Genomic DNA, 13,976 nt, shown 5'->3' on the forward strand with positions numbered 1-13,976 from the left:
AAAATCAGTCGGTAGTGGTGATCGTTGTTTCGATTTGGATTTGGGTCAGTCTGAGGAGGATTTTCTGGCGGAGGGCGTCGGGGGCGTGGTCGGAGCCGCAGGAGCGGTGGACCAGCTTCTTGACGCAGCGTTCCAGGTCGTACTCGTCGAGGCAGGGGGCGCACTCTTCGAGGTGCTGGCGGATCTCGTCGGAACTGGCGTCCTCGAGTTCGTTGTCGATGAAGACGTAGACCCGTTGCAGGATCTCCCCGCAGTCGACGTCGTGGTGCTCGCCGCAGCTCACGACTCCTCCTTCTCCGCAGCTGTCTCGGTGCTGTCGTCCGCTGCCGGGATCAGGCCGCGGTCGCGGGCGTAGTCGCCCAGCAGGTCGCGGAGCTGGCGGCGGCCGCGGTGCAGCCGTGACATCACCGTTCCCACGGGCGTACCCATGATCTCGGCGATCTCCTTGTAGGCAAAGCCCTCGACATCGGCCAGGTAGACGGCCAGCCGGAAGTCCTCCGGGATCGCCTGCAGGGCGGACTTGATGTCGGAGTCGGGCAGGTGCTCGAGGGCGACCGCCTCGGCCGACTTCAGCCCACCGGGAGTGTGCGACTCGGCGGCGGTCAGCTGCCAGTCCTCGATCTCCTCGGTCGGCGACTGCGTCGGCTGCCGCTGACGCTTCCGGTACCCGTTGATGAAGGTGTTCGTCAGGATCCGGTACAGCCACGCCTTCAGGTTGGTGCCGGGCGTGAACTGGTGGAACGAGCTGTACGCCTTCGCAAAGGTGTCCTGCACCAGGTCCTCGGCGTCGGACGGGTTGCGCGTCATCCGCATCGCCGCGGCGTACATCTGGTCCAGGAAGGGCAGCGCTTCGCGCTCGAACCGCGCGGTGCGCTGCTCGGGAGTCTCGGTCGTGGTGGGAGTGGGCATCGGGATCGAGAATACCGGGGTCTTCCCAGTGGTTCTCGCCGGAGCCTCTCTCGTCGCCATCATGTTCGTCACAACACGCCCGGCCACGGGGGCATTCCCGACTGCTACCCGGACACCTCGCGGCCGACCCATTCGAACACAGCTTCGACCAGCAGGTCGTACGTCTCCTGCTGGTTGAGCTCGGCCCGCTTCGGCACCTTGAACGAGTGGTCGGCGTCCGGGACGACCGCCATCTCGGTCAGCGGCGGGAACTCCTCCGGCGTACCGAACGGGTCCCGCTCCCCCTGGACGACGAGTGTCGGCAGTCCGGTGCCCTGCAACTCGTCGACCCGCGTCTTCTCCGGCTTCCCCGGCGCGTGCAGCGGAAAGGCCAGGGCGAGTACGCCGGAAGCGCCCAGACTGCTCGCCGTACGACAGGCCACCCGGGCTCCGGCGCTCCGGCCGCCGATCACCAACGGCGTACGGACCCGGAGCTGCCCGACGATGGCGATCCACGCCTCGTCCAGCACCTTCGGCGCCGGCGCCAGCTTCTTGCCGGCCCGCCGCCACGGCTGCTCGATCAGGAACACGTTGATGTCCTGCTTCGGCAGTCGCGCGGCCAGCGCGACCAGGTCACCCGACTCGATCCCGGCGCCGGCACCGTGACCGAGCGCCAGCGTCGCCACCGGGCGCCGGGCGCGGTGCGCCACGATCCGGGCCTCGCCGTGCGGTGTCCTGACAATCCGTTCGTCGGTCACCCGCCCCATCCTGTCATCCGGACCGCTGCTGCGCGGGCACGAAACCCTGAACAAGGCACACTGAAGCAATGTGCGGACGCTATGCCTCGACCCGGAGCCGGGAAGACCTGCTCGGTGAGTTCGAGATCGACGCCACGAACGTCGACGAGCAGGCCATCGAACCGGACTACAACGTCGCCCCGACCAAGCTGTCGCCGGTCGTACTGGCGCGGCCGCCGCGCGACGACAAGGAGGGCGAGCCGGTCCGGCAGCTCCGGCAGCTCAAGTGGGGACTCGTACCGTCGTGGTCCAAGACGCCACAGCTCGGCCGGATGATCAACGCCCGCGCGGAGACCGTCTACGAGAAGCCGTCGTTCCGGCGGGCGTTCGCGAGCCGGCGGCTGATCGTGCCGATCTCCGGGTTCTACGAGTGGTTCCCGACCCAGCAGCTCGGCAAGGGCGGCAAGCCGCTGAAGCAGCCGTTCTACCTGCACCGCAAGGACGACGACGTACTCGCGCTCGCCGGTCTGTACGAGTTCTGGCGGGACAAGGAGAAGGAGCCGGACGACGACAGCGCGTGGCTGATCACGTTCACGATCATCACCACCACAGCCTCCGACGACGTCGGCCACATCCACGACCGGATGCCGATGACGGTGGCGAAGAAGGACTGGGAGGCCTGGCTCGACCCGCGGCTCAACGAGGTCGACGACATCCGCGCGCTGATGGCGCCGCCGCCCCAGGGCAGCCTCGACATCTACGCGATCACGACCGCCGTGAACAGCGTGAAGAACAACGGACCCGAGCTCCTGGAGCCCCTCGCCGACGCATAGTTGAATCTATATAACCGTGCCTATACTTAAGGCATGAGCACGGTTGGCGAAGCGTTGTTCGGGCTGGCTGCGGTGGCGATCCGGCGGCGGCCGCGGGCGGTGAGTCTTACCGCGGCGTCGGTGTTGTCGACGCTGGAGCGGACCGGGCCGCGGCGGCTGACCGATCTGGCGGTCAGCGAAGAAGTCACCCAGCCGTCCATGACGTCCCTGGTGACCCAGCTGGCCGGCCAGGGGCTCGTCGAGCGCCGTCGCGACCCCGCCGACGCGCGGGTCGTACTCGTTGCCGTCACCGAGGCCGGCAGCCGCCGGCTCCGCGAACTGCGGGCCGAGGGCGCGGCGACGCTGACCGACCTGATCGGCAAGCTCGACGAGCAGGACGCTGCCGCGCTGCGCGACGCGGCGCCGGCGATCCTGCGCTTGATCGAACTGGCCGGCGAGGACCAGGACAGCCGTACCCCGTTGCCGAAGAGGTGACCCCGATGAACCCCGAAGCCCGTCGCACTCCGATCCCCCAACAGTTGGGAACACCGGCGATCGTCGTCGGCCTCGACGGCTCAGGCACCAGTTGGGACGCCTTCGCCTGGGCCGCCGGCGAGGCCCTCCGAACCAACGGTCAGCTGGTCGCGGTGTACGTGATGCCGTTCTCGGATCCGACCGTCGCGCTCGGTGTTCCGTACGACTACGCCGCCTCCCGGGACAACCAGCGCGAGCTGGCCGGCGAGATCGAGGCGGAGGCGGTACGCCGTGCGCACGAGGCCGGCGTACGACTGAGCTTCGTCGGCGAGTTCGGTGACGCGATCGACACGCTGTCCGACGTCGCCCGCCAGGTCGACGCGCGGCTCGTCGTGGTCGGCCGCTCCGCGAAGCGCTGGCACCGCCTGACCGGCTCCCTCGGCCACCGCCTCACCTGCCGCAAGGACGCCCCGGTCGTCGTGGTCGTCCCCTGACGTGCGACAGTCAACCGCATGCGAGTTGTGGTCCTCTGTGGCGGCGAGAGTTCGGAGCGGGACGTGTCCCGGTCCTCGGGCTGGGCGGTCGCGAAGGCGCTGACCGAGCGCGGCCACGAGGTGAGCCTGGTCGACCCGGCGGCCGCCGAGCCGATCCTGGCCGAGCGCGTGTCCGTCGACGACGCCGCCGTACCCGTGCCGTCAGTACCACCGTCGACGTCGGAGCGGGCCGCGCTCAGGCAGCGGATGTACGCGGCGCTGACCGGCGGACCTGTGCTGGAGCACCTGAGGCGGGCCGACCGGGTCTTCATCGCGCTGCACGGCGGGTGGGGTGAGGACGGACACGTCCAGGCGCTGCTCGAGCTGGCCGGAGTGCCGTTCACCGGTGCGGGTCACGACGTCTGTGCCGTTGCCTGGCACAAGGGTCGCAGCCAGGCCGTACTCGAGGCGTCCGGCGTACCGGTGCCGCCGCGTGTGCTCTACAACACCGCGGAGCAGCCGGAGCCACCGGTCGCGGTCAAGGATCTGCTGGCGCGCGGACCCGTCGTGGTGAAGCCGGTCGCCGACGGGTCGAGCGTTGCTGTGCGCAAGGTTGACTCCTTGGAGGCGCTGGACGCCGACGGCGAGGTACTCGTCGAGCCGTTCCTGAGCGGCCGGGAGTTCACGGTCGCGGTGATCGGTACGACGACGTTGCCGGTCGTCGAGATCGAGCTGACCACGGCGGTCTTCGACTACGAGGCGAAGTACCAGCCGGGCGCGGTTCGGGAGATCTGCCCCGCCGACATCCCGGCGCACTTCGCGGAGCAGTTGCAGGAACTCGCACTCCGGGCGCATCGGGCCCTCGGTTTCGGTACGTCGTACTCCCGCGCCGACTTCCGCTGCGACGCATCGGGTACGCCGTACTGCCTCGAGGTCAACGCGCTTCCCGGGCTCACCCCGGGCAGCCTCGTCCCGCTCGCGGCCAAGGGCGCCGGGATCAGCTACGCCGAGCTCATCGAGCAACTGCTGCAGGCATGAAGGTGCCGGTTGCGGATCGGGCATCCACAGCCGGCACTTCGGAGATCGTTAGAAGTAGCCAGTCATGCCCACCTCGGGCGCGCCAACGCCGCTCTCGGGCTGTCCGTAGTAGACCGCGCCACAGTGGAGCTTGTCCGGGCCCCACCGGTCAACATTGAACAGACCGCCCTTGAGACCCGTGACGGAACCGTTCAGCAGGATCCCGCCTCCCGGCGTGTATACCTGTAACGGAAAGGCCTGGCTGTTCTGCGTGTGGTCGGACTGGAACACCGACACCTTCTTGCCGAGGTGGTCGTAGCCCCAGCAGTAGACAGACACGTCGGCGTCCTGGATGTTCTGCTCAGGGTTGTCGAGCGTCACGAAGGCCGAGTAGTTGAGGCGAAGGTACGTCTGGTCGTACGGGCCTGGGATCGTCTGCATCTCGGCGCCGAACCACACCGACACGCTGCCCGTCGCGTGCGCCGGAGCCGCTGCGGCTGTGAGGAGAGCCGCCAGCACAGCGGCCGAGGTGGCGAGACGGCGTGGGAATCTCAAGGACGATGTCATTCGGAGTCTGCCTCTCAGCGAGTGTTCGGTTGCGAGAGTCTGGACTGAGATGCTGACTTCAAGCTGAAAGGTCAGAAGTCGCCGGCTCTTGTCACCTCCGGTGCGGAGACATTTGTTTGTGGCTGTCCGTAGTAGGTCGCGCCACAGGTGATCCGGTCAGTGCCGCTGGGGTTCAAGTTCAGAAGGGTTCCCTTGAGCACGGTGAACGAGCCGTCCAGCAAGATCCCACCTCCGGGCGTATATACCTGGAGCGGGTATGGCGAGTCCTGCGTGTGGTTGGACTGGAACACAGTCACCTTCTGGTGATCGCGATATCCCCAGCAGGAGACGTAGACCTCTGCACCGTGAATGTACTGCTCGGGGTGATCGAGTGTTACGAACGCACCGTAGTTGACTCGAACATAGGTGTAGCCGTTCGAGGCCTGGAATGTCTGGAACTCATCGCCGAACCACACCGATACGGCGCCGGTCGCGCTGGCTGGGCTTGCTACAACCGTGAGCAAGGCGCCGAGCACAGCGACCCAAGCGGCACACCAGGTGGCCAGACGGCGGGTGAACTTCAGGGGAAAAGTCATGCGGAGCTTGCCTCTCAGCGATTTTCAGGTCGCGAGAGTCTGCACCAAGGTGCTGATTTCAACCTGAACGACAGGCGGCGGCGGATCGCCCACCCCGTGTTAGGCGATCCGCCGCCGGTTCGAGTGCGCCCGGCCGCCCCCCTGTTGGCGTCCGGGCGCAGGTCTAAGGTCTGGCGAGCTCGTCGAGGAGCCGGCCGGCCATCTCGTCAGTGCCGGGCAGGCCCTCGATCCAGATCCGGGCCAGCTGCGGTACGTCGGTGTCCAGCCGCCACTGCGTGATCAGGGCTCGTACCGTCGCGACCTGCTCCGGCAGGTTCGGCTCGCGGCCGACGAGCGCCGCCGCGCGGCGTGAGCCGATGCGGCCCAGTACGTCACCGCCGCAGAAGACGATCCGCAGGCATTCCGCGACGTCGACGAGCCGGAGCTCCCGGTCGAACGGCGAAGTGCCCGGCGGATTGAGCGGTTCGACAACCACCAGTGCATGGGTTTGCGGTACGGAAGTTCCACGGAATTCCGCCTCTCGGTAGAGCTCGCCCAGCCGGGACCGCAGGTGCGCCAGGCTGGACAGCCCGGTCAGCGGGTCCTCGCAGGACAGCGAGTGCAGGTAGACCAGAGATGCCTCGGCCCAGCTGGAACTGAGTGCGCGTACCGCGGCGAAAGCCGGCTCGCCCCCGGCGATCGAGCGGTACAGCGCACTCAGCCCATCAAGTGCCTCCACCAGCGAGACACCGTCGGCCGCGAGGCGGCGTCCGGTCTCGTCCGATGCAGGCACGACATCGGCACCGTCCCGAAGCGCCTCGGCGATCGCGAGATAGGCGCTGTGGTCGGTACCAGCTGTGCCGAGCGGTTCCCTCCTACCGCTCGGTTGCTCGTTGGACGACGCCTCCGGCGCGAGCCGGGCGGGCGACCCCGCCAGGTTCAGGGACTTGGCCGGACGCAGGTCGAACCGTCGACGGATGTCCGCGAACAGCGACATGGCCCTCCTCAACTAGCCCCGTCAGTCTCCCGACCGGTCGGCCGGAAGCGTCGTACGCCGAAGAGACAGGGCCGGTGACGATTCATGACGCGGATTCGCAGAACTTTTTTTCGCGTAACTTCGGCACTGGCGATCTCGTCAGGAAAGGGGCACAGTTCCGCGTCAGAGATGATGCTTTCGGTCGTCACACGTGGGAGCCTTGTCCTCGGCAACCAAATGTGACGGACTGTCACGTTGCCGCACTGAGAGTTGTCGCAGGAGTTGTCACAGAGCCCACGGGGGAGATGGATGGAGACGCCGGACGGCCAGCCGGATGCGCTGAGCGATGCCGAGCTGATCGCGCGCGTCCGCAACGGTGACCTGGAGGCGTACGGCGAGCTGTACGCCCGGCACCACCACGCCGCCGAGCGGATGGCCCGCCAGCTCGTCCCGGCCAACGACGCCGACGACCTGGCCGGCGACGCGTTCGCGAAGGTGCTGGACGCGCTGCGCGCCGGCGGTGGCCCGGACGTCTCCTTCCGCGCGTACCTGCTGACGACCGTACGGCGCGTGCACGTCGACCGGATCCGCTCCGGTAAGAAGGTGCAGTCCACCGACGACATCGCCTCGTACGAGCGTGAGCCCGAGGGCTTCGACGACCCGACCGTCACCGGCTTCGAGAGCGGTGCCGCGGCGAAGGCGTTCGCCAGCCTGCCCGAGCGCTGGCAGGCCGTGCTGTGGCACACCGAAGTCGAGGGCGAGAAGCCGGCCGCGATCGCGCCGCTGCTCGGCCTGACCGCGAACGGTGTGTCCGCGCTGGCGTACCGCGCTCGTGAGGGTCTGCGGCAGGCGTATCTGCAGCAGCATCTGGCCGACGTCGCGGGGGATCGTTGCCGCTGGACGACCGAGCGCCTCGGCGCGTACGTCCGCGGCGGCCTGACCAAGCGCGAGAACCGGAACGTCCGCGAGCATCTGGACGAGTGCGCGAAGTGCACCGCGGTGTACCTCGAGCTCGTCGAGGTCAACAGTGCGCTGCCGGCGCTGCTCGCCCCGGCCCTGCTGGGCACCGCTGGCCTCGGCTATCTGGCCGCGGCCTCCGGCGCGAAGGTCGGCCTGGTCGGCTTCTTCGTCACCGGCTGGCGCAAGGTCACCGAGAACAGCACCCGGGCCGCCGTCGGCGGCGGCGCGGTCGTCGTGGTCGCGGTCGCGGCCGTCCTCGCGGCGATGGCGCTCACCGGCAACAAGACGCCTCCGGCCGCGATCGAGCAGCCGACGAAGCCGCCGGCCACCCAGCCCTCGCAGCCACCGGCGAACCCGACCGTTCCACCGGTCAAACCGACGGTGAAACCGCCGACGGTGAAGCCGACTCAGCCGTCGGCGTCCAACCCGACGGTGGCGCCGACCACGGCCCCGACGACGGCACCCACGACCGCGCCGACGACGCCGGTCCCGACCACACCGGTTCCGACACCGACGCCTCCGCCGGCTACCCCTACCCCGCCGAAGCCGACGCCGACCACACCGATCCGCTACCCCGGGATGGTGACGATCAGCATGCCGACGGGCGGCGGCGCGCCGGTTACCAAGGGCGCGAGCGGCAGCGCGGCCGCCGGCATCCGGTTCGTCATCACGATCAAGCCCCCGGCCGGAAACGCGAACCCGGTCATGATCACGTTCAAGTACGGCGCCGAGCTCAGCTGGCCGATCAAGAGCAACCCGGCCGGCTGGACGTGCACCGAGGCGACCGAGACCTGCACCGCGGCCGACCCCGCGAAGCCGAAGCCGATCCCGGTGACGTTCGACGCGCCGACCGGCGGCTCGGCCGCTGACCGGACCTTCACGGTGAACGCGAAGACCGGCCGGCTGTACGACTACGCCTCGCGCACCCTGGACGCCGCGCCGAGCACCGACGAGAACCTGCTGAAGATCCTCGACGGCAAGGCCGACCCGGACGTGCACCACCGGATCCTCACCGTCGCCCCGCGGGCGAACCGGACCAAGGTCACGCTGAAGATCACGTACGGCAAGGCGCTGGAGTGGCCGATCGCCGCGAACCCGGCCGGCTGGAAGTGTTCCCAGTCGACTGCGACGTGTACGGCAGCTGACCCGGACAAGCCGGCTCCGCTGGCGGCGGACTTCGACGTACCGGACGACTCGCCGGCCGCGGCGCGGACGTTCACGGTGACGGCGCAGGCCGACCTGGTCAGCGACACCGACTCCGAGGTATTGCCCGGGGTCCAGCAGGACGAGTCGCTGCTGCAGATCCTCACGCCGACGCCCGGCCAGGACCCGAACCCCTTTGTCTACAACAGGTTCCTGAAGGTCAACGGTGCGCAGGGCCGGCGGGTCGAGCTCGACATCTCGTGGGGCCGCAACCTGGTGTTCCTGCCGTCGTTCGACCTCGGCTGGACCTGCGAGCGGACCAGTGACATCCGCCGCGCGACCTGCTGGACGAACAACTACAAGAAGCCGCTGAACTCGGAGTGGAACGCGTGGTTCCCGGGCAACGGACCGGACAACGCGCTCACCGTGCATGCCCGGGTCGGCGGCCGCGAGGACACCGACAGCGCGCAGATTCCGCCCTCGGAGTCGCGCCGGTGAAAACCGGGTTGCCGTGGTCCCTTATCCTGGTTGTTGTTCGCGCTGAAGGAACCAAGTAGCGCCGTACTGCACGCCCGAGAGAGTCGCCGGTAGCTGGGAAGGCGATGCGTGCAGCGGTGGCGAAGACACTCCCGAGCGACTGCTGTGCAAGAGGCCGGGCCCGTCGGGCTCGGTGAAGGTGTGGTGGCACCGCGAGATCCCCTTCGCCCACACCTCCGGGGTTCGAGAAATGACCTGGAGGTGAAACAGCGATGCGCATTCTCAGCCATGAGATCCCCTCAGCAGTAGGCCAGTCCGTCACGGTGGCCGGCTGGGTGCACCGAAGACGACGGCTCGCCGCCGTCAGTTTCCTGATCCTGCGCGACCGGTCCGGCCTGGCCCAGATCGTCGTCAAGGAATCACCGGAACAGCTGGACGCGTTCCCTGAGGAGACTGTCGTCGAGGTGACCGGTACGGTCGCCGCGAACGCGCAGGCGCCCGGTGGCGTGGAGATCGTCGACCCGGTGATCACACCGCTGACCGAACCGGCCGCGCCGCCGCCGATCGAGCTGTGGCGTCCGACCGTCGGCGCGGGGCTGCCTGTCGTACTCGACAACGCACCGGTCGCACTGCGGCATCCCGTCGTCCGGGCCGGCTGGGAGATCGCGGCCGCTGCTATGGCCGGCTTCCGGGAAGCCCTGGGCGGTCAGGGCTTCACAGAGATCCAGACGCCGAAGATCGTTGGTACGGCCACCGAGTCCGGGGCGAACGTGTTCGCGCTGGACTACTTCGGCGGGCCGGCGTACCTGGCGCAGTCGCCGCAGTTCTACAAGCAGCAGATGGTCGGCGTGTTCGAGCGGGTCTTCGAGGTCGGTCCGGTGTTCCGGGCCGAGCCACACGACACCGTCCGGCACCTGGCCGAGTACGTGTCGCTCGACGCGGAGTTCGGGTTCATCGCCGACCACCGCGACGTGCTGGCGATGCTGCGGACGGCGATCGCCGGGATGTTGGCCGCAGTCGGTTCCCGCGCTTCGTCGGCGTTGGAGCGGCTCGGCGTGGAGTTGCCGGAGATCCCGGTCGACGTACCGGTGCTGCACTTCACCGAAGCGTTGAAGATCGCCGGCGCCTCGCCGGACGAGCCGGACCTGGCGCCGGCCGACGAGCGTGCGATCGGCGAGTGGGCGTTGCGCGAGCACGGCAGCGACTTCGTCGCGGTCGAGGGCTACCCGATGGTGAAGCGGCCGTTCTACACCCATCCGCAGCCGTCGGACCCGCGCTGGTCGAACTCGTTCGACCTGCTGTTCCGCGGCGTCGAACTGGTCACGGGTGGCCAGCGCCTGCACCGGTACTCCGACTACGTCGCGGCCCTCGAGGCGCGCGGCGAGTCGGCGGAGGCCCCGGCGTACAGCTCGTACCTGCAGGCGTTCAAGCACGGGATGCCGCCGCACGGCGGGTTCGCGATCGGGCTGGAGCGGTTCGTAGCCCGGCTGACCGGTGCGGAGAACGTCCGTGAGGTCACGCTGTTCCCGCGCGACCTGCACCGGTTGACGCCGTGATGGTTTGCTCATGACCGAGACCACCGAGTCGGTTGTCGCCGAGCTGAACGTTGCCCTGGGCACCGACTATCGGGTCGTGCGGCAACTGACCGGTGGTCTGCAGTCGACCGCGTACGTGCTGACCGGCGACGTCGTGCTGAAGTGGACGGACAACCCTTCCTGGGCACCGCGCGTCCGGCGGGCGGCCGAGCTCGTCCGCCGGGCCCGCGCCGTCGGGTACCCCACGCCCGAGTGGCTGGCTGTCGGTACGACCGCGGCGGGATCGCCGTACCAGTTGCAGGAACTGGTCCCGGGCAGCTCGCCCGTGCTCGACGAAGCGCTGGCGCGGGAGCTGATCGGGATCTGCGAACTGCAGCGGGACCTGATCCCCGAGGACCACGAGGTGACCTGGTCGGCGTGGGCGCAGGGCGTCGTCTTCGACGGCTGGGACGGCGTATGGGAGCGGGTGCTCGAGTACGGCGACGACGCGGCCGAGCTGGTGCGGCGGTACGGCGAGCTGTGCCGGCCGTACCGCGACGACGTACTGCCCCGGCACGACTTCGTCCACGGCGACCTGAACATGGGCAACCTGCTGGTGTCCGAGGGCCGCATCACCGGCATCGTCGACATCGAAGCCGCCGGCAGCGGTGCGCGTGGCTACGACCTGGTCTCACTCGCCGCCTCGGCCGCACGCGACGGCGCCGCGTCCGGCGTCGACGGACTCTTCCTGGAGGCCGCCCTACGCGCCAGCGGCCGGGCCGCCGTTGCAGTATGCGCGGCGGCGGCATTCGCGTCGGTCGCGGAGTTCGTCCACGACCGCGGCACGTACCCCCAGGAACTGGTGAACCACGGTGGGCGCCACCTGCTGGAGTTGCTCAGCTGACGGTCACCGGCGTGCTGCCGCTGGGCTGGCTGACGTTGGTGACGTTGTCGGTGCTGACGGCAACTACTCGGTAGGCGCCGGGTGCGGGTGTGGACGTCCAGGTGACCTGGTAGCTGGTGGCGGTGGTCGACGAGCCGATCAGCGTCCAGTTCGTGCTCGTGCAGCTGCCGGAATAGCCGGCGCAGTAGTAGTACGCGACCGACTTGACGCCGGAGCCACTGCCGTCGGTGGACGCGTTCGTCAGCACAGCTCCGCTGCTGACCGCCACTGTGATGTTGAAGGTCGCCGACGGCGCGGTTGAGGTGAGGCCGGATGCCGACGCGGTGAGCGTGAGGCCGAGCGCGGTGTTGTTGATCGTCACTCCGCTGAACGTCGCCCGCCCGGAACTGTTGGTCGTCGCAGTCGCACCGGAGTCGATCGCCCCGGCCGACGGGGTCAGCGTGACAGTGACGCCGGAAGCGGCGACCGCATTACCGTTCGGATCCTGCACCTGCACGGTGATCGCCGGCGTCAGCGCCGTACCGGCGAACCCATTGCCCGGCCCCTGCACGAACGCAAGCTTGCTGGCCGCGCCGGCGCTGATGACGACGGCGCTGCTCGTGGCCGAGGTCAGGCCGGATCGTCCGGCGGTCAGGGTGTAGGTCCCGGCGAGGTCGAGGGCAACGCCGCTGAAGGTGGCGACACCGGAGACCGCCGCGACGTTCGTATAGGTCGCGGGCGCCGAACTGAAGTTCCCTCCGGACGGACCGCTTCCGATGCCGAGCGTGATCGGATCGGTCGCCGTCGTGACCGTGTTGCCGCCGGCGTCCTGGACCGAGACCTTGAACGTTGCGAGCGGTGCTCCCGCCGAGCCCGTCGCAGGCGGAGCCGTGGTGAACGCGAGCTTCGCAGGTGCACCGACGGAGATGACGACCGGGTTGGACGGCGAGGCCGAGCCGTCCTGAACTGTCGCGACGCTGAAGGAGTTCGCCGGATACGACCCCGCCGCGGCGGCGTTCGTGACACCGGTGATGTTGACGCTTGCGGCGGCACCCTTGCCGTGTGCGCAGCTACCGCCGCTGTTGGCCAGCGTGATCGTGACACTGGCCGCGGCCGCGTTCGCCGAGGCGGAACACTTCGTGAAGCCGCTCGCCAACGAGACGCCCGCACTGCTCAGGTTGAACGCGGAGTTGAAGGTCACGGTGATCGTGTCCCCCGCCGCCAGTGCGCCTTGCCCGCTGCTGGTCGTGAACCCAACGGCCCAGGTCGCGGTCGCACCGCCGGTTTGAGGTGACCCGGCGAACGTCACACCGCTCAGTCCGCTGACTGCGAAGGCCGTGGGTCCTTCGACGATCCCCACCGCGACCAGAACGGCAGTGAGTGCGATCAGCCAGGCTCGTTTCAGCGTCATCACGAGTGTCCGTTCACGGTTGGGCGGGTGATGGTCGGGGCCGTGGTGTCCACGGTCAGTTGGGTGGACGGGCTCGGCGTGCTGACGTTGCCGGCAGCATCGGTTGCTACCGCGACGATTCGGTACGTTCCGTCGGCGGCCAGCGGTGCGTGCGACGTGACCGGGAAGCTGCTGGACGCAGCGGTCGATGATCCGATCGCTGTCCAGTTCGCGGAGGTGCAGCTACCGGTTGCTCCGGCGCAGTAGTAGTACGCGACGGAGGCAACGCCGGAGTTCGCGTCGGTCGCTGCGCTGGTGAAGGTGACCGGCTCGCTGTTGACGAACGATCCGAAGGTGACGGCAGCGGTCGCCGTCGGTGTCGGTGCGGTCGGCGCGGTGATGTCGTAGACCACCGCGTTGTCGGTGCTCGTCGACGTCGTGTTGCCGGCGCCGGCGGAGTCGTGGGCCACGTTGGCTGCGATGGTCACGCTGACAGTGCCGCTGGTGGTCAGCCCGCTGACGGCGATGTTGTACGTCGTACCGCTGCCGGTCACCGTTGCTGTTGCGGTGTTCGGGGACACGGTGACGTCGGAGCTGGTGAAGTCGGAGACCGTTTCGCTGAAGACCGCGGTGAAGTTGACCGGCGCGGTGGCCGTCGGGTCGGCCTGGCCGGACGCCTGGTTGACCGTGACGGATGGCCGCGTGTTGTTGACGGTGACATTCGCACTCGGTGCGCTTAGGGCCGTCCAGGTGGCGAGGACGGCGGTGACCGTGTAGTGGTAGGTGCCGTCAGCAACTGCTGGATCGTCGCATGAGGTGCTGGTGGTCGGGTGCGACGGGGACGTGCCGCACGCGGCGGCCGACGTACTGTCGCTGTTCCGCACGCGGGTCACGTAGTAGCCGGTCGCCTGTGGCGAGGCTGTCCAACTCACCGAGACCGTACCGATGCCCGGGCTGGCTACCGCGTTGACGTTCGTCGGCGGGTTCAGTGTGCCCGTCACAGCGCTGCTGGTGCCGGCGCCCGCCGCGGACCAGAAAGCCCAGGCGATACCGCTACCCGTCAGCGCCAGGACGACCAGGCCGAGCATGAGCAACACACGTCGAGTCATGG

At 68.7% G+C, this 13,976-nt stretch carries 15 protein-coding genes; 7 read left to right on the plus strand and 8 right to left on the minus strand.

Going from position 1 to position 13,976, the window contains the following annotated elements:
• Positions 1-4: 4 nt before the first annotated feature.
• The 3 genes from rsrA to ACFYRU_RS00835 form a co-directional block, all read right to left on the minus strand.
• Positions 5-283 (minus strand): mycothiol system anti-sigma-R factor, encoded by a 279-nt coding sequence (gene rsrA / locus ACFYRU_RS00825; protein ID WP_131467618.1) that lies wholly within the window; start codon positions 281-283, stop codon positions 5-7.
• Positions 280-909: a sigma-70 family RNA polymerase sigma factor gene (locus ACFYRU_RS00830; protein ID WP_387651432.1), complete on the minus strand. Its 630-nt coding sequence runs from the start codon at positions 907-909 to the stop codon at positions 280-282. Before ACFYRU_RS00830 ends, rsrA begins: the two co-directional genes overlap by 4 nt.
• Positions 910-1,013: 104 nt before the next feature.
• The gene (locus ACFYRU_RS00835) at positions 1,014-1,655 is read right to left on the minus strand and encodes an alpha/beta family hydrolase (RefSeq protein ID WP_387651435.1); all 642 of its coding nucleotides are present in this window, start codon (positions 1,653-1,655) and stop codon (positions 1,014-1,016) included.
• 59 nt (positions 1,656-1,714) lie between these two features.
• On the opposite strand from ACFYRU_RS00835, the gene ACFYRU_RS00840 reads away from it, so the two are divergent.
• Genes ACFYRU_RS00840 through ACFYRU_RS00855 form a run of 4 tightly spaced genes read left to right on the plus strand, consistent with a single transcriptional unit; the run spans position 1,715 to position 4,422 of the window.
• Positions 1,715-2,458 (plus strand): SOS response-associated peptidase, encoded by a 744-nt coding sequence (locus tag ACFYRU_RS00840; protein ID WP_387651437.1) that lies wholly within the window; start codon positions 1,715-1,717, stop codon positions 2,456-2,458.
• 33 nt (positions 2,459-2,491) lie between these two features.
• A complete protein-coding gene (locus tag ACFYRU_RS00845) occupies positions 2,492-2,932 on the plus strand; it encodes a MarR family winged helix-turn-helix transcriptional regulator (protein WP_387651439.1) in 441 nt (146 codons plus the stop codon).
• Positions 2,933-2,937: 5 nt separating this feature from the next.
• A complete protein-coding gene (locus ACFYRU_RS00850) occupies positions 2,938-3,405 on the plus strand; it encodes a universal stress protein (protein WP_387651441.1) in 468 nt (155 codons plus the stop codon).
• Between the two features lie 18 nt (positions 3,406-3,423).
• A complete protein-coding gene (locus ACFYRU_RS00855) occupies positions 3,424-4,422 on the plus strand; it encodes an ATP-grasp domain-containing protein (RefSeq protein ID WP_387651444.1) in 999 nt (332 codons plus the stop codon).
• A 48-nt stretch (positions 4,423-4,470) separates the two neighbouring features.
• Here the strand turns inward: ACFYRU_RS00855 and ACFYRU_RS00860 are convergent, their stop codons facing one another.
• The 3 genes from ACFYRU_RS00860 to ACFYRU_RS00870 form a co-directional block, all read right to left on the minus strand.
• Positions 4,471-4,968 (minus strand): hypothetical protein, encoded by a 498-nt coding sequence (locus tag ACFYRU_RS00860; RefSeq protein ID WP_387651447.1) that lies wholly within the window; start codon positions 4,966-4,968, stop codon positions 4,471-4,473.
• A gap of 71 nt (positions 4,969-5,039) precedes the next feature.
• Positions 5,040-5,543, minus strand: a complete 504-nt coding sequence (locus ACFYRU_RS00865; RefSeq protein ID WP_387651450.1) for a hypothetical protein — start codon at positions 5,541-5,543, stop codon at positions 5,040-5,042.
• A gap of 163 nt (positions 5,544-5,706) precedes the next feature.
• Entirely contained in the window at positions 5,707-6,519 is an 813-nt protein-coding gene (locus ACFYRU_RS00870) for a hypothetical protein (RefSeq protein WP_387651453.1), read from the minus strand.
• Between the two features lie 288 nt (positions 6,520-6,807).
• Between ACFYRU_RS00870 and ACFYRU_RS00875 the strand changes: the two genes are divergently transcribed.
• The 3 genes from ACFYRU_RS00875 (at position 6,808) to ACFYRU_RS00885 (ending at position 11,496) form a co-directional block, all read left to right on the plus strand.
• Positions 6,808-9,099, plus strand: coding sequence for a sigma-70 family RNA polymerase sigma factor (locus ACFYRU_RS00875; protein WP_387651456.1), 2,292 nt, complete (start codon positions 6,808-6,810; stop codon positions 9,097-9,099).
• Positions 9,100-9,350: 251 nt separating this feature from the next.
• A complete protein-coding gene (gene aspS, locus ACFYRU_RS00880; protein WP_387651459.1) occupies positions 9,351-10,634 on the plus strand; it encodes an aspartate--tRNA(Asn) ligase in 1,284 nt (427 codons plus the stop codon).
• Between the two features lie 10 nt (positions 10,635-10,644).
• Complete coding sequence (locus ACFYRU_RS00885) at positions 10,645-11,496, plus strand: phosphotransferase family protein (protein ID WP_387651462.1); 852 nt, start codon at positions 10,645-10,647, stop codon at positions 11,494-11,496.
• Here the strand turns inward: ACFYRU_RS00885 and ACFYRU_RS00890 are convergent.
• Both ACFYRU_RS00890 and ACFYRU_RS00895 read right to left on the minus strand, forming a co-directional pair.
• Positions 11,489-12,886, minus strand: a complete 1,398-nt coding sequence (locus ACFYRU_RS00890) for a hypothetical protein (RefSeq protein WP_387651464.1) — start codon at positions 12,884-12,886, stop codon at positions 11,489-11,491. The genes ACFYRU_RS00885 and ACFYRU_RS00890 overlap by 8 nt on opposite strands.
• Positions 12,886-13,974, minus strand: coding sequence for an Ig-like domain-containing protein (locus tag ACFYRU_RS00895; RefSeq protein ID WP_387651467.1), 1,089 nt, complete (start codon positions 13,972-13,974; stop codon positions 12,886-12,888). The genes ACFYRU_RS00890 and ACFYRU_RS00895 overlap by 1 nt, the downstream gene beginning before the upstream one ends.
• Positions 13,975-13,976 lie beyond the last annotated feature (2 nt).

The sequence above is a fragment of the Kribbella sp. NPDC004536 genome (assembly GCF_042873835.1).
Classification (GTDB): domain Bacteria; phylum Actinomycetota; class Actinomycetes; order Propionibacteriales; family Kribbellaceae; genus Kribbella.